Below are 20,233 nucleotides of genomic sequence, written 5' to 3' on the forward strand. Positions count from 1 at the left end.
TTGTGGTGACCGAGACTCAAGCTGCGGTCAACGTTACCCCTGGATCGTGAAAAAACATAATAAAGAGAGACATAAGATGTCACAGAGCGCCACCGCATCGCTGATCAGCGATGACGATAAAAACGCCATCTACAAACGCATCACCCTGCGCTTGATTCCGTTTATTTTTATCTGCTATCTGTTCAATTACCTCGACCGGGTAAACGTTGGCTTTGCCAAATTACAGATGCTTGACGCCCTCAAGTTCAGCGAAACGGTCTACGGCCTGGGTGCCGGGATCTTCTTTATCGGCTACGTCTTGTGTGGCGTACCGAGCAATCTGGCCCTGACCCGATTCGGCCCCAGGCGCTGGATTGCAGTGATGATGATCAGTTGGGGCACACTGTCGACCTGCCTGATGTTTGTCACCACGCCTACTGGCTTCTATACCCTGCGCCTGCTGACCGGCGCGGCTGAAGCGGGCTTTTTCCCGGGCGTGGTGCTGTATCTGTCGCAGTGGTTCCCGACGTTTCGTCGTGGCCGGATCATGGCGCTGTTCATGTGTGCCATTCCTGTTTCGGGCTTGATCGGTGGGCCGTTCTCCGGCTGGATCCTCAGCCACTTCGCTGCAGGCCAGGGCGGCCTTGCCGGCTGGCAGTGGATGTTCCTGCTGCAAGGCGTGCCTACAGTGTTGCTGGGCGGCCTGGCGATCTACCTGCTCAGTGACAGTTTTGCCAACGCCAAATGGCTGGGTGCCCACGAGCGGGCGGTACTGGAAGCCGACCATCGCCTGGACGCGGACAGCAAGCCGGCCTCTTCCACCGATTCGCTGCTGGCAGTGTTCAAAAACCCGGCCATCTGGGCCTTTGGCCTGATTTACTTCTGCATCCAGAGTGGCGTGTACGCGATCAACTTCTGGCTGCCGTCGATCATCAAGAACCTGGGTTTCAGCGACACCCTGGTGATTGGCTGGATCAGCGCCATTCCCTACCTGCTGGCAGCGGTATTTATGCTGCTGGTCGGGCGCTCGGCAGACCTGCACAAAGAGCGGCGCTGGCACCTGGTGGTGCCGATGCTGATGGGTGCGCTGGGGCTGGTGATTGCGGTGAATTTCGCCACCCAGCCGGCCATAGCGATTCTGGGCCTGACCATTGCCACCATGGGTGCACTGACCGGTTTGCCGATGTTCTGGCCGGTACCGACGGCGATGCTCAGTGCAGGGGCGGCCGCAGGCGGCCTGGCACTGATCAACTCAATGGGACAAATGGCCGGTTTCCTCAGCCCGTACCTGGTGGGTTTTGTCAAAGACGCCACCGGTTCCACTGACGTGGCGCTGTACTTGCTGGCAGCGGTGATCGTGGGCGGCAGCCTGCTGGCCCTGCGCATGACCCGCGGAATCAAAAACGCATAATCAAGCACAACCTGTGGGAGCCGGGCTTGCCTGCGATGCAGACGCCGCGGTCTGACAGACAGACCGCGGCGTCTGCATCGCAGGCAAACCAGCTCCCACTGATTATCTGGCGCCCACAATCAATCAAGCATTTGCCCTGCAGCGCGCAGAGCCTCAAGCTACGCACTTCTAATAATCAAAATGCGTGTTTCAACGAGGCTGTTGTGTCCAAAGGTATTGTTCTGTCTGTTCTGGCATCGAGCCTGTTCGGTGTCATGTATTACTTCACATCCCTGCTCTGGCCCTTGAGCGGCGCCGAGATCTTCGGCTGGCGGATGCTCCTGACCCTGCCCTGCATGACCCTGTTCATGTGTTTTTCCGGCGATTGGCGGTTAGTGCCGGTGATTTTCTCGCGGCTGCGCCAACAACCGAAATTCCTTGCCGTGCTGTTGGCGTCCAGTGCCCTGGTGGGCGTGCAACTCTGGCTGTTTCTGTGGGCACCGCTCAACGGCCACAGCCTGGACGTTTCGCTGGGTTACTTCCTGTTGCCGCTGACCATGCTGCTCACCGGGCGCCTGGTGTATGGCGAGCAGTTGTCCCATCTGCAAAAAATCGCGGCTGCGCTGGCAACCCTGGGGGTTGCCAACGAGGTGTATCGAGTGGGTGGGTTCTCCTGGACCACATTGGTGGTGGCCATCGGGTACCCCTTGTACTTCGTGCTGCGCAAGCGCTCAGGCACCGACAACCTCGGCGGCCTGTGGGTCGACATGTTGCTGTTGATGCCGGTGGCCTGGTGGTTTGTGCAAAGCGGCGAACAAGGCTTTGATGTGGCCAGCCATCGCCCGGCACTGTACGCGCTGATTCCGGTTCTGGGAGGCATCAGTGCCCTGGCCCTGATCAGCTATATCCTCGCCAGCCGCATGCTCGCATTCAGCCTGTTTGGCCTGCTCAGTTATGTCGAACCGGTATTGCTGGTGCTGGTGGCGTTACTGCTGGGTGAAAGCATCAGCGCCGGGCAATGGCTGACCTACCTGCCGATCTGGCTGGCCGTGCTGGTGTTGATTTTTGAAGGCTTCAAGCATCTGGTACGCCAGCGCCGGTCTGTGTAAACAGTGGGAGCGAGCCTGCTCGCGAAGGCATCACTGCGATTTCCTGCAATGCTCGCGTTGCCTGCTTCGCGAGCAGGCTCGCTCCCACAATCTGCCCTTTTGCACCGTAACAGCCCACCGTTAATCAGTTTTTTTCAAAACACGAACGCACGTTTTAAACGACTTTGGCCCAGTAATTGCTTGCGATTTTCAAAGTTAAACATCACCAACAAGAATTACTCCCAAGTAACTGGTTTAAAAGGCGTTTGCCAATGACCGCCAACAGCCTCAAGCTATGCGCCCACTCACACGAGTAACGTTGTAGATCCATTGAGGTTGTTGTGTCTAAAGGCATTGTTCTATCGATTTTGGCTTCCTGTCTGTTTGGCGTTCTGTACTGGTTCACTTCCCTTCTCTGGCCCCTCGATGGCCAGGAAATCTTCGGCTGGCGAATACTGATCTCGCTGCCCTTCATGACCCTGTTTATCTGCCTCTCTGGCGACTGGAAATGGGTTCCTATAATTTTCAAACGCTTACGCGATAAACCTCTACTGATTCCTTGCGTGCTGCTTACCAGTTTCCTGGTCGGTCTACAGCTGTGGATGTTTATGTGGGGGCCGCTCAATGGACACGGTCTGGATGTGTCGCTGGGTTACTTCCTGTTGCCCCTGACGATGATCCTCACCGGCCGCATTGTGTACGGCGAGCACCTGTCGCACCTGCAGAAAATCGCCACGGCCCTGGCCGTGGTCGGTGTGGCCAATGAGCTGTATCGCACCGGCGGCTTCTCCTGGACGACCCTGGTGGTGGCCAACGGCTACCCGATGTACTTCGTGCTGCGCAAGAAGATCGGCATCGACAACCTGGGTGGCCTCTGGCTGGACATGTTGCTGATGGTTCCGGCGTCCCTGTGGTTTGTGCTGGCAGGGCCGCATATCGACCTTGGCGAGCAACACCAGGCACTGTATGCGCTGGTGCCGCTGATGGGCATTATCAGTGCTGCGGCAGGCTTCTCGTACATCCTGGCCAGCCGACTGCTGCCCTTCAGCTTGTTTGGCTTGCTCAGCTATGTCGAGCCGGTGCTGCTGGTCGCTGTCGCCCTGTTGCTGGGCGACAGCCTGGAAGAGGGCCAATGGCTGACCTATGGCCCTATCTGGCTCGCGGTGGTCGTGCTGATTATTGAAGGCTTGAAGCATGTGAGTCGCCAGCGACGTTCCATCTAGGTCGCAGTCTCCTTCTTCAGGCCGGCAACCAGAGCTTGAAGCGGGCGCCGCCCAGAGGCGATTGTTCGACATTCAGCGTCCCGCCCTGCGCTTGCAGGGCGCGACGACTGATCGCCAGGCCCAGGCCGAAGCCCCCGGTTGCCCGGTCGCGACTGCGATCCAGGCGGTAGAACGGCTCAAAAATTCGCTCGCGTTCCTGTTCGGGAATGCCGATGCCATCGTCATCTACCCACATCTCACAGCCTTGCGCAGTGACGCTTACACCCACCTGAATTCGTCGGTCGCAATAACGCATGGCATTGCGCAACAGGTTTTGCAGCGCCCGGGCAGTCAGGTGCGGATCAAGGGCAAAACGCTCTTGAGCACCGTGTAACAACACATCCAGCACGATTTCGGGCGCTTCGAGCTCCTCATCGAAACTGCCGAGGATGCTGTCGATAAACTCGTCCAGCGAGACCTCTACCCTTTCCGGCATCAAAGCCGGGTTTTGCAGGCGGCTGAATGACAGCAGCTCAAGCACCAGCCCATCCAGTTCGCGAATATGCCCCACCAGCACTTGCAGGCGCTCACGGCTAGCCCGGGGCAAGTCGTCGCACAAAACCAGGGCCAGGCCGAAGTCCAGGCGCGTCAATGGCGTACGCAACTCGTGGGATACCGCATTGAGCAGGTCCCGCTGCTGGTTGAGCAGGTGCTCGACATCCTGCGCCATGGCGTCGAACACCGTGGCCAGGCCGTGAATATTGGAACGTTGGGAGATCTGCGTACGCTCGCTGAGTTGCCCCTGACCGATACGTGCCGCGGTCAGTTTGAGTCGCTCCAGGTCGCGCCAGTGCGGTCGCAGCCAAAGCAGCAAGCCACCGAGCATGGCGGCACCGATCAGTACGTTGATGCTCCAATACAGCACATTCATGTCAAAGGGGTCTGGCGGCATGACCCATTCGATTGCAACCTGATCGTCCAGCGGTGAAACCACCAGCGTACGCCAGCCCCACTCGCCAATGCGCAACACGCCCTGCCCCTGCTTCAACTGCTGTTGCTCGTCGGCAGTGAACTTGGCATCGCTAATGGGCAGCAGATTGACCCGTATCGGCTGGAACTGCGTGTCGATTTCTCGGGCGAGTTCAGGCCATTGCTCAGGGGGCAGATGATGGAACTGTTTGACCAGCAAGGCCTGCATGCCCCGCGACATGTCGATGTTGTAGTTCATGAAGCGCTCATGAAACAGCGACACGATCACCCCGGGGATCAGGTAACTGGCCGTGGCAAACGTCACGATGGTCACCAGATACAGGCGTATCAGAATCTTGAGCATGGATTCAGCATTCCCATTCCGAGCGACTGAACAGGTAGCCCTTGCCCCATACGGTCTTGATCTTGCGCGCTTCGCCGGCGCAGTCATCGAACTTGCGCCGCAGCTTGGAAATGGCCACATCGACCGAGCGATCAGTACCGTTGAACTCAATGCCACGCAGACGCTGCAGAATCTGGTCACGGCTCAGCACTTCGCCGGCATGCCGGGCCAGCACCACCAGCAGGTTGTACTCGCCGCTGGACAACTCGATCATCTGCCCGCGCCAACTGACGGTGCGTTCCGACAGGTCGATGCACAGGTTGCCGATAACGATACGGTCACTGGCTACTTGCGGCTCGGCCAGGCTGCTGCGACGCAAAAGAGTGCGTACCCGGGCCAACAACACCCGTGGCTCGCAAGGTTTTGTCACATAATCGTCGGCCCCCATCTCTAGCCCCAGCACCTGATCATGGCTATCGTCGCGGGCTGTCAACATCAGGATCGGCAGGCTTGCTGACTCGGTACGGAGCAAACGGCAGACTTGCAGGCCATCAAGGCCTGGCAACATCAGGTCAAGAATGACCAGGTCAGGCGGGTTGCTTCTCGCCCTGTCACAGACTTGATCACCTCGGGCAATCACGCTGACTTGATAGCCATTGCGCTCCAGATAGCTGGCAATCAGCTCCGAAAGTGCGGCATCGTCTTCGACCAGCAAAATAGTGGGCATAATAACTGCTTACAACCGGGGGAAACCCGAAGGATATACAACCTGGCAGGGATAGCCGCATAACCTTCACACTTTTTCACACTCCCTCTACATAGCTTCACAACGCCCCTTGCGTGCTGCGCTTAGCATGCCAAACAGAAACATCCCGCATATTTCAGAAGGCACGATCGTTGAAAAAGCTCTTCGCCCCTCTATTTCTCACGGCCCTGGCCCTGGCCATCAGTGCCTGTGACAAAAGTCCGGTCGCTGAAACCCGACCTCCTTTGGCCAAAGTGCGCAGCGAAGTCATCGCTACGGCGCCGCTGTCGGTCAATAACGAATTGAGCGGGCGCGTGGTCGCCCCGCGCGTGGCACAAGTCAGTGCCCGTGTTGCAGGCGTGGTGCTCAAGCGCGTGTACATCGAAGGCAGTGAAGTCAAACAGGGCGACGTGCTGTTTTTGATCGACCCTGCACCGTTTCAGGCCGATCTGGACAGTGCTCAGGCAGCATTGCGCAAATCCGAGGCAGTGGCCCTGCAGGCAAAACTGCAGGACCAGCGTTATGCCGAGCTGATCGGCATCAATGCCATCAGCCGCCAGGATCATGACAACGCACGGGCAGCGGCCCAGCAGGCCAACGCCGATGTGGCTGCCAACAAGGCCGCGGTCCAGCGGGCAAAGCTGAACCTGGGCTATGCCACTGTGACCGCGCCGATTTCCGGGCGCATTGGCCGGGCGCTGGTTACGGAAGGTGCACTGGTTGGCCAGGGCGAGGTCACGCCAATGGCGCGCATCCAGCAACTGAACCCGATCCATGTCGACCTCACCCAGTCCACCCGCGACCTGGATAATCTGCGTGAAGCTTTCCGCGCTGGCGAATTGCAACAAGTTGGCAAGCAACAGGCCAGGGCCACCCTGATTCGTGACAATGGCAGTCTCTACCCGTTGCCGGGCAAGCTGCTGTTCACCGACGTCACCGTGGACCCGAGCACCGGGCAGATCATTCTGCGCAGCGAGTTCCCCAACCCGGACTACGACCTGTTGCCCGGCAGCTTTGTGCGGGTACGCCTGGAACAGGCCGTCAACAAGGAAGGCATCAGCGTGCCGCAACGGGCAATCCTGCGCGACAGCGCCGGCATCGCCCAGGTGCTGCTGATCGATGCCGACAACCGCGTGCAGCTGCAACCGGTACAACTGGGCGGCGCGCAGAATGATCGCTGGGCGGTCACGTCCGGGCTTAAGGCCGGTGACCGGATTGTCACTGAAGGCCTGCAACACGCCCGCCCGGGCGAACAAGTACAAATAGATGACCCGACACTTCCTCTCGCACACTCCACGGATCGGTGAGCATGCCGCAGTTCTTTATCGACCGCCCGGTCTTTGCCTGGGTCGTTGCGTTGTTCATTATGCTGGCGGGGGCTTTGGCCATCCCGCAGCTGCCCGTCGCCAAATACCCCGATGTGGCACCGCCGCAGGTCGAGGTGTACGCGATTTACCCCGGCGCCTCGGCACAAACCCTGGACGAAAGCGTAGTCAGTCTGATCGAGCAGGAGCTCAACGGTACCGACGGCCTGCTCTATTTCGAATCCCAAAGCAGCCTGGGCAGTGCCAGCATTACCGCGACGTTCAAACCCGGCACTGACCCGGAAATGGCCCAGGTGGATGTCCAGAACCGCCTTAAAGCGGTGGAGTCACGCCTGCCCCAGGCGGTTATCCAGCAAGGCTTGCAGGTGGAGAAGATCTCCTCGGGCTTTCTGATGCTGGTGACCCTGACCGCCGACAGCACCAGCACGCTGGACGAGGTCGCGCTAAGCGACTACCTGGCGCGCAACGTGATGAACGAGGTCAAGCGTATCGACGGCGTCGGCAAGGCCCAGCTGTATGGTGCCGAGCGGGCCATGCGCATCTGGATCGACCCGCAGAAGCTGATCGGTTTCAACCTGACCCCAGCGGATGTCAACCAGGCCATTGCCAGCCAGAACGCCCAGGTATCGGCAGGCAGCATCGGCGACTTGCCGGGGCGTTCCACCCAGGAGATCACCGCGACCGTACTGGTCAAGGGCCAGCTCTCAACCCCGCAAGAGTTCGCGGATATTGTTCTGCGTGCCAACCCGGACGGTTCAACCGTGCGCGTCAGCGATGTGGCCCGAGTTGAGATCGGCAGCCAGGAATACCAGTACGGCACCCGCTTGAACGGCAAGTCGGCCAGCGCCTTCAGCGTCAAGCTCGCCCCAGAAGCCAACGCGTTGAATACCGGCAACCTGATTCGCGCCAAGATGGACGAGCTCAGCCGCTACTTCCCGGCCGGTGTCGAGTACACCATCCCCTATGACACCACGCCCTTTGTCAAAGTCTCGATTACCAAGGTCATCTACACCCTGGTCGAAGCCATGGTGCTGGTGTTTCTGGTGATGTACCTGTTCTTGCAGAACATTCGCTACACCCTGATCCCGACCCTGGTGGTGCCGGTGGCGCTGATGGGCACGTTCGCCACGATGCTGGTGCTGGGATTCTCGATCAACGTCCTGACCATGTTCGGCATGGTGTTGGCCATCGGTATTCTGGTGGACGATGCCATTGTGGTGGTGGAGAACGTCGAGCGGATCATGGTCAGCGAGGGGTTGTCGCCCCGCGAGGCCACACGCAAGGCGATGACCCAGATCAGCGGCGCGATTGTCGGCATCACCCTGGTGCTGGTGGCGGTGTTTATTCCGATGGCATTCATGCCGGGCTCGGTGGGGGTTATTTACCAGCAGTTCTCGCTGTCGATGGCGACCTCGATTCTGTTCTCGGCATTTCTGGCCCTGTCATTGACCCCGGCGCTGTGCGCAACCCTGCTCAAGCCGATCGCCAAGGGCGAGCATCACGCCAAGGGCGGGTTTTTTGGCTGGTTCAACCGCAAGTTCGAGCACCTGAGCGCAGGTTATGAAAACTGGGTGGTGCATCTGATCAAGCGCAGCGGCCGCTATCTGCTGCTATATGGTGCTTTGCTGGTGGTTCTGGTGTTGTGCTTTGCGCGCCTGCCCTCGTCTTTTTTACCGGTCGAGGATCAGGGTTACATCATCACCGATATCCAGTTGCCGCCGGGTGCCAGCCAGAACCGCACAATCAACGTGGTCGAGCAGATCGAGGCCCACAACGCCAGCGAGACCGGCGTGGGCAACACCACGATGATTCTGGGTTTCAGCTTCTCGGGCAGCGGGCAAAACGCGGCACTGGCCTTCACCACCCTGAAGGACTGGTCGCAACGCGGCGCCAAAGACTCGGCGTCTGCCATCGCCGATCGGGCCAACGCTGCCTTCAGTGAAATCAAGGACGCGATTGCCTTTGCCATCTTGCCACCCCCGGTCAGCGGCCTGGGTACGTCCAGTGGTTTTGAGTTCCGCCTGCAAGACCGCGGCGGGGTCGGTTATGACGCCTTGATGCAAGCCCGCAGCGAACTGCTGGCACTGGCGGAAAAAAGCCCGGTGCTGGCCAATGTCCGCGAAGAAGCACTGGCAGAGAGCCCGCAAGTGCAGCTGGAGGTCGATCGCAAGCGCGCCAATGCGCTGGGCATCTCCTTTGCAGACATCGGCGCAGTGCTGTCTACCGCCGTAGGGTCGGCCTATATCAACGACTTTCCGAACCAGGGGCGCATGCAGCGGGTCGTGGTGCAGGCTGAAGGCGACCAGCGCAGCCAGGTCGAAGACTTGCTGAAAATCAATGTGCGCAACGACCAGGGCAAGATGGTACCGCTCTCGGCCTTTGTCGAGGCCCGCTGGATCCAGGGGCCATCGCAGTTGACCCGCTACAACGGTTACCCGGCGATTAGCATCTCCGGCGAGTCGGCTGCCGGCCACAGCACCGGCGAGGCGATGGTAGAAGTGCAGCGTCTGGTCGACCAGTTGCCTGCAGGTCTGGGGCTGGAATGGACCGGCCTGTCCTTGCAGGAGCAGGTTTCCGGGGCGCAGGCACCGGTTCTGCTGGCCTTGTCGCTGCTGATCGTGTTCCTGTGCCTGGCAGCGTTGTACGAGAGCTGGTCGATACCGACTGCGGTGTTGCTCGTAGTGCCATTGGGCGTCCTGGGCGCCGTGCTGGCAGTCACGCTGCGCGGGATGCCCAATGACGTATTCTTCAAAGTAGGCCTGATTACGATTATTGGTTTGTCCGCGAAGAACGCCATCTTGATCATCGAGTTTGCCAAGACGCTGTACGACGAAGGCCATGATCTGGTGGACGCTACCGTGCAAGCCGCCCGCCTTCGTCTACGGCCGATTGTCATGACATCGCTGGCGTTTATCCTCGGTGTAGTGCCACTGGCCATTGCCACGGGGGCCAGCTCGGCCAGCCAGCAGGCCATCGGTACGGGGGTGATTGGCGGCATGATCGTCGCCACCCTGGCAGTGGTATTTGTGCCAGTGTTCTTCGTTGTTGTAATGAAACTGACAAGAAGTAAACCTCGTCAGCGTTAAGCCAGCGCGCTGCGTGCTAAGGTGCTGTATTAACTGGTAACAGGGATTGTTTATGCCGCACCTTGCCCGCACCCATCCTCGCCTTACTGTCGCCACCCTGATCGGGGTGGCAGTAGGCATCTTTGCTCCAGCCTCCACTCTGACCAGCAAATTCCTGCTGGGCTGGAATGCCGGTGTCTGGCTGTATCTGGCAATGACGCTCTGGCTGGTGATCCGTTCCAAAGCCAGTGACGTGAAAAGTACAGCCGAAGTGGAAGATGAAAACGCCAGTATGGTGTTGATCACCGTATGCATTGCTTCGATTGCCAGTCTGGCTGCCGTTACCCTTGAACTGTCAGGCAGCAAGCTCAGCGATGACGATCGCCTGATGCATTACGGTTTTACCGGGCTGACGGTGGTGGGTTCGTGGTTGATGATCGGGGTGATTTTCAGCCTGCATTACGCAAGACTGTTCTATAACAACGAAGGGACTGAGCCGGCGTTGCGCTTCCCTGAAGGGGAACTGAACCCGGACTACTGGGACTTTATGTACTTCTCTTTCACCCTCAGTGTTGCGGTACAAACAGCTGATGTGAGTATCGCTACCCGAGAAATGCGCAAGGCGGTGCTGGGGCATTCACTGCTGGGGTTTTTGTTCAACACGGCCGTGCTGGGGTTTTCGATCAATATTGCGGCGGGATTGTTTTAACCGGGCAGTTCAAAGCCCCTCTCCCTTTGGGAGAGGGGCTTTTAGTCAGCAGCTCTGTTAGTCAGCGCTCAATACGCCACGACGTACCTGGTCGCGCTCGATGGATTCGAACAACGCTTTAAAGTTGCCCTCACCAAAACCGTCATCACCCTTACGCTGAATAAACTCAAAGAACACCGGCCCCATCAGGGTTTCCGAGAAGATCTGCAGCAGCAGACGCTTGTCATCCGAGTCAGAGGAACCGTCCAGCAATATGCCACGCGATTGCAGGGCTTCAACCGGCTCGCCGTGATTCGGCAGACGCCCTTCCAGCATTTCGTAGTAGGTCTCAGGCGGTGCCGTCATAAAGCGCATGCCGATTTTTTTCAGGGCGTCCCAGGTCTTGATCAAGTCATCGCTGAGGAAAGCCACGTGCTGAATGCCTTCGCCATTGAACTGCATCAGGAATTCTTCGATCTGGCCTGCGCCCTTGGACGACTCTTCGTTCAAGGGAATGCGGATCATGCCGTCCGGTGCGGTCATGGCCTTGGAGGTCAGGCCGGTGTATTCGCCCTTGATGTCGAAATAACGAATTTCACGGAAGTTGAACAGCTTCTCGTAGAAGTTGGCCCAGTAAGCCATACGCCCGCGATACACGTTATGGGTCAGGTGATCGATGATCTTGAGCCCGGCACCTACCGGGTGGCGGTCTACACCTTCGATAAAGACAAAGTCGATATCGTAAATCGAGCTGCCTTCACCGTAGCGATCAATCAGATACAGCGGCGCGCCGCCAATGCCTTTAATGGCTGGCAGGTTCAGCTCCATTGGCCCTGTAGGGATATGCACTGGTTGTGCGCCAAGTTCCAGCGCGCGGTTGTAGGCTTGTTGCGCATTGCGCACGCGAAAAGCCATGCCACAAACCGAAGGACCGTGTTCCGCCGCGAAGTAGGACGCAACACTGTGGGGCTCATTGTTGAGGATCAGATTGATATCGCCCTGGCGATACAAGTGCACGTCCTTGGAGCGATGGGTTGCTACCTTGGTGAAGCCCATGATTTCAAATACAGGCTCAAGGGTATTGGGTACAGGGGACGCGAATTCGATGAATTCAAAGCCCATCAGGCCCATCGGGTTTTCGTATAGATCAGCCATTTTTGGCGCCTCATCATGGTCATTTTTAGAATTAACAGAGGTTATTTGCTAAGAATGCGGATGCTGGCAGGAGGCGCACAGGAGATCCCGCGTACACTGCGCGCGAGAAAATCACCGTAGATCAATTGCAACCCGAATCGCTTCATTTCGATCCATCTCTTACGCGGTAGGGCTTCTGCTCGCAGAAGTCGTTATTCTTGTATGCGTAAGCCGATTCTACATGGCGTAATCATATTTGTCCTACGCCATATGAAATTGCCCTGTGTGCGGCGCATGCCTTTACTATTGTTCTGTCAGTTTGCACCCAAGCCATCTCCACGCGTTACCAGGATCCTGCATGCCACTCACTCTGAAGCTGAGCCGAAAATGGACTGATCGCTACGCCCTGATTGTACTTAGCGGCTTGTTGCCGGTAGTACTGGGGGTTCTGATCATTGTCTGGCAGGCCAACCGGTCACTCAAACAGGAGACCACACAAACCGCCCAAGAGGCAGTGCGTCAGTTTGACTTGATGCTGGACAATGCAAAGCTTGCTGCCGATGTCGTCTTGCCGCTGGCAGGCCAGGACTGCGAGCACGTTGAACTGGCCTTGCGCGATCAGGTCACGCGCCGACCCTTCGTGCGTTCGGTTAACCTGGTGTGGGACAACCAGATTTACTGCACTTCTTTATTTGGCAATTTCAAAGAAGCCGTAACCCCCGAAAACTATGCGGGTGGTGTGTTGTGGCTGATGCCAGGCACGCTGGTGACACCCAATGACCCCGTCCTGGTTTATCGGCAAAACCAGGAAAAGCGCGGCGTGCTGATCAGCCTGTACGGTTTTCATCTGGTTAACGTTTTAGGGCTGATCAATCAGAAAACCCAATTATTGATAGAAGTTGGCAATGTATGGATTGATCGCTATGGCCTGGTGCGCAACACACCGTCACCTCATCTGCCCGTAGCTCAAGCAACAGTACCTTCAACTGATTACCCCTACCGCGTAGTCGCCGGGTTTAATGAGGGTGAAGTCTGGCGCTATGTCGCCTCGCAATACCCGGGCTTGATGGCTTTATTTATGTTCCTCGGGGTTATTTCTGCGGCGACAGTTCATCAACTCAAAAAACGCGCCACCTCCCCCACCCATGAACTGCAGCGAGCCCTGGACGCTGCCGAATTTATTCCTTACTTGCAGCCGGTTGTAAGGGGCGACACCAAACAATGGGCCGGCGCCGAAGTATTGATGCGCTGGCAACACCCTAAAGAAGGGCTGGTTCGTCCCGATCTGTTTATCCCGTTCGCAGAACATTCGGGATTGATTGTGCCGATGACGCGCTCGCTGATGGAACAAACCGCACTCTTGCTGGCCCCTCATGCCAATAGCATGGAGCGCGGGTTTCACCTGGCATTCAATATTACCGCTCATCATTGCCAGAATCTGGAGTTGGTAGAGGACTGCCGGCGCTTTCTCGAAGCGTTCCCGCCAGGGCATATCAATCTTGTACTGGAACTTACCGAGCGCGAGTTGATCGTACCGAGCACCACAACCCATCAATTGTTTAGCCAGTTGCACGCACTGGGGGTCATGATTGCCATTGATGATTTTGGCACCGGCCATTCCAGCTTGAGTTACTTGCGCGAGTTCAACGTTGATTACTTGAAAATCGATCAGAGCTTTGTCGCCATGATCGGCGCCGATGCATTGTCCGGGCATATTCTGGAGAGCATTATTGAACTAAGCGCCAAGCTGGACCTGGGCATTGTCGCCGAAGGCGTAGAAACACAAGAGCAAAGCCAGTACCTGGCCGACCATGGGGTTGATTTTTTGCAGGGCTATTTATTTGCCCGGCCAATGCAACCGGTCGACTTTATCCGGGCTTTGCAGGCGCAGTTAACGACCACTTAATAATAAACAGCCGTGCAGTTTAAAAACTTTTTTCAAACTGCCCCGCGCGGGACTTGGCAGCACAAGAATTAACAACTACAATTTTTTTGTCGCGACACGAACTTTAAATGATTGCATCAACAGGCGTGCCGACCAGGAGCAACCCCCTTGGACGCACGCACTGTAAATCTTGTGCATTCCAAACCAAACATCATTAATTCGCCTCGGTCACGTACCACCGAAGCTGTGAATGGAGTAATGACTTTGTCTAGACTTGCTGAGTTTCGCGCTGCTGAAAAAGCGCTACAAGAACAGCTGGCTCAATTGGAAGCCTTGAAAAATGATGCCGGACTTAAAAAAGAAATCGAGTTCGAAGAAAAACTTCAAGCCTTGATGAAAACCTACGGTAAAAATCTTCGGGACATCATCGCCATCCTTGACCCCAACCCTGCGGCGTCAAAAGGGGCATCTGCGCCCAAGCAGCGCAAGGCGCGGGTGCTTAAGGTCTATCAGAATCCGCACACCGGCGAGCTGATAGAAACCAAAGGCGGCAACCACCGCGGTTTGAAAGCCTGGAAAGAAGAATACGGCGCAGCCACCGTGGATACCTGGCTTCGTGCATAAAGCCCGTGCACACTCTAAGCCCTGCCTGTGCAGGGCTTTTTTATCCGCACAACTTTTAAAGCTGTTTAACTAAAAGGTTCAACTTGATTCAACTTTGCTTAATCTTGGGCGGATGTTTAATGCACCACATGAAGGTGCCAGCCAGAAAAGGCACTGCCCGCTTCCGTCGTTGAATATGCCTGCATCAATAACTGCCCCGCCCGTGCGCCAACACTCAACTGACTACGGCTAAAACAGTAATACCGAGTAGGAATTATCCTGTTGTGACATCCATGCGTCCAAAAGACCGTGAACACGCCGGCGCTTCACAATTTTTTCACATCGCGGGTCACAGGATAGAGGCTGCTAAAGGACTAGCGCCCCATGCCCGCTTCGGCGGGCTTCTTTTTGCCCGTGATTTGCCCCGCAACCCAACTGCCTCCCTGCCGCAGACCGCTTGCGCCCTGAAAACGGGTTTGGCGCCAGACGTCACATTCCGTATCATTCGCCCATCACGCTCAACGTAGCGACCGATCACCTATGCCTTATTTTCGGAGGGTTCATGAGCCTGCAAGACCTGAACAACATTCCCGGCGTCACTGCTTCCCCGGATAGCGCTACGCACAACTTCGTTTTCAACCACACCATGCTGCGCGTCAAGAACATCGAGAAATCCCTGGATTTCTATACCCGCGTCCTGGGTTTCTCGCTGGTTGAGAAGCGCGACTTCCCTGAAGCCGAGTTCAGCCTGTACTTTCTGGCCCTGGTGGACAAGGCGCAGATCCCGGCAGATGACGCAGCCCGTACACTGTGGATGAAGTCCATCCCCGGCATCCTGGAGCTGACCCATAACCACGGTTCAGAAACCGATGACAGCGTGGTCTACCACAACGGCAACACCGACCCGCGCGGCTTTGGCCATATCTGCATTTCGGTACCGGATATTCGTGCTGCCTGCGAGCGCTTTGAAGCTCTGAATGTGGACTTCCAGAAGCGCCTGAACGATGGGCGCATGAAATCCCTGGCATTCGTCAAGGACCCGGACGGTTACTGGGTCGAAATCATCCAGCCACAACCGATGTAAAAATCGAACGAAAAAAAACCCCATGACTGCTCATGGGGTTTTTTGTTTGCGCCCGGTTATTCCGGCGCTGAAGAACGGATCAAGTGATCAAAGGCACTCAGTGAGGCTTTGGCGCCCTCACCCACTGCAATCACGATCTGCTTGTATGGCACGGTGGTCACGTCACCGGCGGCAAAAATGCCGGGGATCGAGGTTTCACCGCGGGCATCGACAACGATCTCGCCGCGGGGCGAAAGCTCGACAGTACCCTTGAGCCAGTCAGTGTTTGGCAACAGGCCGATCTGTACAAAGATCCCTTCCAGTTCGACCGTATGAACTTCACCGGACTGACGATCCTTGTAGCGCAGGCCGTTCACTTTCTGGCCGTCACCGGTGACCTCGGTGGTCTGTGCATTGGTGATGACCTTCACGTTAGGCAAACTGTGCAGCTTGCGTTGCAACACGGCATCGGCACGCAGCTTGGTATCGAACTCCAGCAGGGTGACATGCGCCACAATACCCGCCAGGTCAATGGCTGCTTCGACACCAGAGTTGCCGCCGCCGATTACCGCGACGCGCTTGCCTTTGAACAGCGGACCGTCGCAGTGCGGGCAGTAAGCCACGCCACGGCTACGGTATTCCTGCTCGCCGGGCACGTTCATTTCACGCCAGCGCGCACCGGTGGCCAGAATTACGGTCTTGGCCTTGAGCGAAGCGCCGCTGGCAAACTTCACCTCGTGCAACTCACCTGCCTTGCCGGCAATCAGCTTGTCGGCACGCTGCAGGTTCATGATATCGACGTCGTATTGCTTGACGTGCTCCTCAAGTGCAGTGGCGAGCTTGGGCCCTTCAGTTTCCTGAACCGAGATAAAGTTCTCGATGGCCATGGTGTCCAGCACCTGACCGCCGAAGCGCTCGGCAGCCACACCAGTACGGATGCCTTTGCGGGCAGCATAGATCGCCGCGGCAGCACCGGCCGGGCCGCCGCCGATCACCAGCACGTCAAAAGCTTCCTTGGCGCTGATTTTTTCGGCCTGACGCTCAATTGCACTGGTGTCCAGCTTGCCCAGAATCTCTTCCAGGCCCATGCGGCCCTGACCAAAGTTGACACCGTTAAGGTAAACGCTGGGTACCGCCATCACTTGACGCTCGGTCACTTCGTCCTGGAACAGGGCACCGTCAATCGCCACATGGTGAATATTCGGGTTAAGCACTGCCATCAGGTTCAGCGCCTGCACAACGTCAGGGCAGTTCTGGCAGGACAGCGAGAAATAGGTCTCGAAGTTGAACTCGCCTTTAAGGGAGCGAATCTGTTCAATTACTTCGGCACTGGCTTTCGATGGGTGGCCGCCTACTTGCAGCAAGGCCAACACCAGCGAAGTAAATTCGTGGCCCATCGGAATGCCTGCAAAACGCAGGCTGATATCGCCGCCCGGGCGGTTCAGCGAAAACGAAGGCTTGCGCACATCGTTACCGTTATCCAGCAGGGTGATCATGCTGGAAAGGCTGGCGATTTCTTTTAACAGGTCATGCATTTCACGGGATTTCGCACCGTCGTCGAGAGAGGCAACAATCTCGATCGGCTGCGTGACCCGCTCCAGGTATGACTTCAACTGAGCTTTTAGATTGGCGTCCAACATACGGGCGATCTCCTTTGAACATGAATTTTTTACAAAAAAACGCCCGAGCGAATCTCGCCCGGGCGTTTTAAGGGCGATGCGGCTTACAACTCAGGTGCGGATCACCGCCCTTGGCTGGTTCACGGCCTTAGATCTTGCCAACCAGGTCCAGCGATGGAGCCAAGGTGGACTCACCTTCTTTCCATTTGGCAGGGCACACTTCGCCCGGGTGAGCAGCAACGTACTGAGCGGCCTTGATTTTGCGCAGCAGCTCGGAAGCGTCACGGCCAACACCGCCATCGTTCAGCTCGACGATCTTGATCTGACCTTCAGGGTTGATCACGAAAGTGCCGCGATCAGCCAGGCCTGCTTCTTCGATCAGTACGTCGAAGTTGCGGGAGATGGTCAGCGTAGGGTCGCCGATCATGGTGTACTGGATTTTGCCGATGGCTGGCGAAGTGTTGTGCCAGGCAGCGTGGGCAAAGTGGGTGTCAGTCGACACGCTGTAGATTTCCACGCCGAGTTTTTTGAACTCTTCGTAGTTGTCAGCCAGGTCTTCCAGTTCGGTTGGGCAAACGAAGGTGAAGTCGGCCGGGTAGAAGAACACCACCGACCACTTGCCTTTCAGGTCAGCGTCCGACACTTCCACGAAGCTGCCGTTTTTGTAGGCAGTTGCTTTGAATGGTTTAACTTGGCTGTTGATGATAGGCATCGTTGACTCTCCGTCAGGGTTGAAAAGTTGATGGGGTGAATCCTAACAACACATTTCGTATCTGGCTCATTGGCAAAGCTGATGCTGACGATTGGTTTTAGCTATCAGGCGTACCTATAAATAGCCGAAAACTAAATATGATCCACCTGAACAGGTTTCAACTTGATGTCGATCAGTTGCCGATGTTTTTTTGCGCGGTGATGCTCATCCCGGTAAACGGGGTGGCTTCAACATAGCGCATGGCTGACTTTATGTCTTTCCAGCCGACGTAATTCATCAGTGACTTCAAGTCCCAGCCACTTTGATGGGCCCATGTCGCAAAACCGCGACGCAGGGAGTGACTGGTGTATTGCTCGGCCGCAATGCCCGCACGCTCCAGCGCCTGGCGCAGCAACGGGATCACACTGTTGGCGTGCAAGCCCTCCTCCCCCAGGTTGCCCCAGCGATCGATTCCACGGAACACCGGGCCGCGGACCAACGCCGCGGTATTGAGCCATTCGATGTAGGCGCGCACCGGGCACAGTCGCAGCAGGGCCGGGGTCTGAAAGGTTTTGCCGAGGTTGTCGCGGTCACTTTTGCTGCGTGGCAGATACAAAGTAATGCCTGCCCCCTCTACAGCCTGCACATGCTCGACTTGCAGGCGGCACAACTCATCACTGCGGAATCCGCGCCAGAAACCGAGCAGGATCAGGGCGACGTCACGCCTTGCGCGCAGCAGCCCCGGCTGATCACCACTGGCTTGCGCCGCCAGGGCCTCAGCCTCCAACCACTCGACCACCTGCTCAAGATGCTGCAATTGCAGCGGTGCCGACTGCTTCTCCTGCACGGGATGCAGTGCCCGAATGCCCTTGAATACCTTGCGCACCATCGGCGCCTTGGTCGGGTCGGCAAACCCCTGACTGTTGTGCCACTGGGCAATCGCTGACAGGCGCAGCTTGAGGGTGTTGATCGACAATTGCCCGGCATGAGCCACCAGATAACGCGCCACGCTATCGCTGGTGGCCGGCAGAAACCCGCCCCAGGTCACTTCGAAGTGCTCAATGGCCGCCCGATAACTACGGCGGGTGTTGTCGCGGGTCGCGGCGTTCAGGTAGCGATCCAGCTCGCTCATGGGCAGTTCTCTTGTGTGGCGTACCGAAAACAGGCCTTAAAAGCAGTTTCAAGGCTCTGGCACGGGATAATACCAGTATATCCCGTCTTATTTTTCATTAAATAACATCAATAAAATGTGCTAATCTAGTATGTAATTACATGATACATACCACAGTACATAATCGTAGGAGATGGCCATGGCCCGTGGCGGCGTAAACAAGGCAGTGGTGCAAATTGCACGCACCGCGATCCTGGCTCGAGGCGAACACCCGAGCATTGATGCGGTACGTATCGAGATGGGCAATACCGGGTCGAAAACCACGATCCATCGCTATCTAAAGGAGCTGGACGAAGTTGACTCGCGCCGTGGCGTGCCTCGTGAGCAAATCGATGATGAGCTGACTGAGCTGGTTGCCCGCCTCGCCCAGCGCCTGCAGGAGCAGGCACAAGAGCCCATTGACCGGGCTCAGGCGCATTACGAACAGCTCAAAGTGCAACTGCAGGCGCAGTTGAACGAAGCACAGGACGCTCGGGCACAGCTTGAGCAGCAACTGGAGATTCAGGGCACAGCACTGCAGCAGGAAAGCGCCAGTCTCGACGCCACCCGCTCCATGCTGCAAACCGAGCAGACCCGCAATGCCGCCCTGAACCAGGCGTGCAGCGACTTTGACCTGCGCCTGAAAGACCGTGACGAGCAGATTCGCTCGCTGGAAGAAAAGCACCTGCACGCCCGCGATGCGCTGGAGCACTATCGCAGCGCGACCAAGGAACAGCGCGAGCAGGATCAGCGCCGTCATGAAGGCCAGTTGCAGCAGGTGCAAATGGAACTGCGTCAGGCCCAGCAAAGTGCATTGGTACGCCAGGATGAAATCACCCAACTGCATCGCGACAATGAGCGCGTACTGAGCGAGAGCCGCGCACTGGGCAAGGAACTGAACCAGGCCAATGACCTGCAGCACAAGCTGGGCAACCAGAATACGCAGCTCAACACCCAACTCAGTCAGCTGCAAAGTGAACGCACCCTGCTTCAAGAGCGCCTGCGCGTAGCCACGCAGGAAAGTGAAGGCTTGAAACAGGCCCACGCACAGATCCAGGAAAGCCACGCAGCCCTTTCCTTGCGCGCCATAAAGGCTGAAACCGCGCTGGAAAGCCTGCAGGAGCTAAAGAAGGATGCTGAACAAAGCGTGCTCACCAAAGACCAGTAGAACTACCTGATTCGATCCAGGCCCCCTCCCGCAGAAGCTGAATAGACACCCCCATCTTCGTTCAGCAACCGTTCAGCAAATGCAATCGATTCTTGTTTGGCAATACGTATCAGTATGTTACAAATT

At 57.1% G+C, this 20,233-nt stretch carries 16 protein-coding genes; 10 read left to right on the top strand and 6 right to left on the bottom strand.

What is annotated here, in order from left to right; genetic code table 11:
- Positions 1-76: 76 nt before the first annotated feature.
- The 3 genes from EQV96_RS01585 to rarD (EQV96_RS01595) all read left to right on the top strand — a co-directional run bounded on the left by EQV96_RS01585 (position 77) and on the right by rarD (EQV96_RS01595) (position 3,680).
- Positions 77-1,390: an MFS transporter gene (locus tag EQV96_RS01585; RefSeq protein WP_095000256.1), complete on the top strand. Its 1,314-nt coding sequence runs from the start codon at positions 77-79 to the stop codon at positions 1,388-1,390.
- Between the two features lie 203 nt (positions 1,391-1,593).
- Positions 1,594-2,478, top strand: coding sequence for an EamA family transporter RarD (gene rarD, locus EQV96_RS01590; RefSeq protein WP_095000257.1), 885 nt, complete (start codon positions 1,594-1,596; stop codon positions 2,476-2,478).
- 320 nt (positions 2,479-2,798) lie between these two features.
- Positions 2,799-3,680 carry an EamA family transporter RarD gene (gene rarD, locus EQV96_RS01595; protein WP_240881134.1) on the top strand — a complete coding sequence of 294 codons (882 nt, stop codon included), beginning with the start codon at positions 2,799-2,801 and terminating at the stop codon, positions 3,678-3,680.
- A gap of 16 nt (positions 3,681-3,696) precedes the next feature.
- Here rarD (EQV96_RS01595) and EQV96_RS01600 read toward each other — a convergent pair whose 3' ends face one another.
- Positions 3,697-4,992 carry an ATP-binding protein gene (locus tag EQV96_RS01600; protein WP_095019187.1) on the bottom strand — a complete coding sequence of 432 codons (1,296 nt, stop codon included), beginning with the start codon at positions 4,990-4,992 and terminating at the stop codon, positions 3,697-3,699.
- A 4-nt stretch (positions 4,993-4,996) separates the two neighbouring features.
- A complete protein-coding gene (locus EQV96_RS01605) occupies positions 4,997-5,698 on the bottom strand; it encodes a response regulator transcription factor (RefSeq protein ID WP_095000260.1) in 702 nt (233 codons plus the stop codon).
- A gap of 170 nt (positions 5,699-5,868) precedes the next feature.
- Here EQV96_RS01605 and EQV96_RS01610 point away from each other — a divergent pair, with 170 nt between their 5' ends.
- Genes EQV96_RS01610 through EQV96_RS01620 form a run of 3 tightly spaced genes read left to right on the top strand, consistent with a single transcriptional unit; the run spans position 5,869 to position 10,815 of the window.
- Positions 5,869-7,023 carry an efflux RND transporter periplasmic adaptor subunit gene (locus EQV96_RS01610; RefSeq protein WP_095000261.1) on the top strand — a complete coding sequence of 385 codons (1,155 nt, stop codon included), beginning with the start codon at positions 5,869-5,871 and terminating at the stop codon, positions 7,021-7,023.
- Between the two features lie 2 nt (positions 7,024-7,025).
- On the top strand, positions 7,026-10,127 hold the full coding sequence (locus EQV96_RS01615) for an efflux RND transporter permease subunit (protein WP_095000262.1): 3,102 nt from the start codon (positions 7,026-7,028) through the stop codon (positions 10,125-10,127).
- 52 nt (positions 10,128-10,179) lie between these two features.
- On the top strand, positions 10,180-10,815 hold the full coding sequence (locus EQV96_RS01620; protein ID WP_095000263.1) for a DUF1345 domain-containing protein: 636 nt from the start codon (positions 10,180-10,182) through the stop codon (positions 10,813-10,815).
- Positions 10,816-10,872: 57 nt separating this feature from the next.
- Here EQV96_RS01620 and hppD read toward each other — a convergent pair whose 3' ends face one another.
- The gene (gene hppD / locus EQV96_RS01625; RefSeq protein ID WP_095000264.1) at positions 10,873-11,949 is read right to left on the bottom strand and encodes a 4-hydroxyphenylpyruvate dioxygenase; all 1,077 of its coding nucleotides are present in this window, start codon (positions 11,947-11,949) and stop codon (positions 10,873-10,875) included.
- 337 nt (positions 11,950-12,286) lie between these two features.
- Here hppD and EQV96_RS01630 point away from each other — a divergent pair, with 337 nt between their 5' ends.
- The 3 genes from EQV96_RS01630 (at position 12,287) to gloA (ending at position 15,500) form a co-directional block, all read left to right on the top strand.
- Positions 12,287-13,834: an EAL domain-containing protein gene (locus EQV96_RS01630; protein WP_095019189.1), complete on the top strand. Its 1,548-nt coding sequence runs from the start codon at positions 12,287-12,289 to the stop codon at positions 13,832-13,834.
- Between the two features lie 243 nt (positions 13,835-14,077).
- A complete protein-coding gene (locus EQV96_RS01635) occupies positions 14,078-14,437 on the top strand; it encodes a histone-like nucleoid-structuring protein, MvaT/MvaU family (RefSeq protein ID WP_095019215.1) in 360 nt (119 codons plus the stop codon).
- A 541-nt stretch (positions 14,438-14,978) separates the two neighbouring features.
- Entirely contained in the window at positions 14,979-15,500 is a 522-nt protein-coding gene (gloA, locus tag EQV96_RS01640) for a lactoylglutathione lyase (protein ID WP_095019190.1), read from the top strand.
- Positions 15,501-15,556: 56 nt separating this feature from the next.
- Here gloA and ahpF read toward each other — a convergent pair whose 3' ends face one another.
- From ahpF to EQV96_RS01655, 3 genes are all read right to left on the bottom strand, one after another.
- Positions 15,557-17,119: an alkyl hydroperoxide reductase subunit F gene (gene ahpF, locus EQV96_RS01645; protein ID WP_095000267.1), complete on the bottom strand. Its 1,563-nt coding sequence runs from the start codon at positions 17,117-17,119 to the stop codon at positions 15,557-15,559.
- A 127-nt stretch (positions 17,120-17,246) separates the two neighbouring features.
- Positions 17,247-17,810: an alkyl hydroperoxide reductase subunit C gene (ahpC, locus tag EQV96_RS01650; RefSeq protein ID WP_016780891.1), complete on the bottom strand. Its 564-nt coding sequence runs from the start codon at positions 17,808-17,810 to the stop codon at positions 17,247-17,249.
- A 172-nt stretch (positions 17,811-17,982) separates the two neighbouring features.
- On the bottom strand, positions 17,983-18,921 hold the full coding sequence (locus EQV96_RS01655) for a site-specific integrase (RefSeq protein WP_240881137.1): 939 nt from the start codon (positions 18,919-18,921) through the stop codon (positions 17,983-17,985).
- A gap of 178 nt (positions 18,922-19,099) precedes the next feature.
- Between EQV96_RS01655 and EQV96_RS01660 the strand changes: the two genes are divergently transcribed.
- A complete protein-coding gene (locus EQV96_RS01660; RefSeq protein WP_240881139.1) occupies positions 19,100-20,107 on the top strand; it encodes a DNA-binding protein in 1,008 nt (335 codons plus the stop codon).
- Positions 20,108-20,233 lie beyond the last annotated feature (126 nt).

Origin of the sequence: Pseudomonas sp. TMW22080 (assembly GCF_022496745.1) — a bacterium.
Taxonomy (GTDB): domain Bacteria; phylum Pseudomonadota; class Gammaproteobacteria; order Pseudomonadales; family Pseudomonadaceae; genus Aquipseudomonas; species Aquipseudomonas bubulae.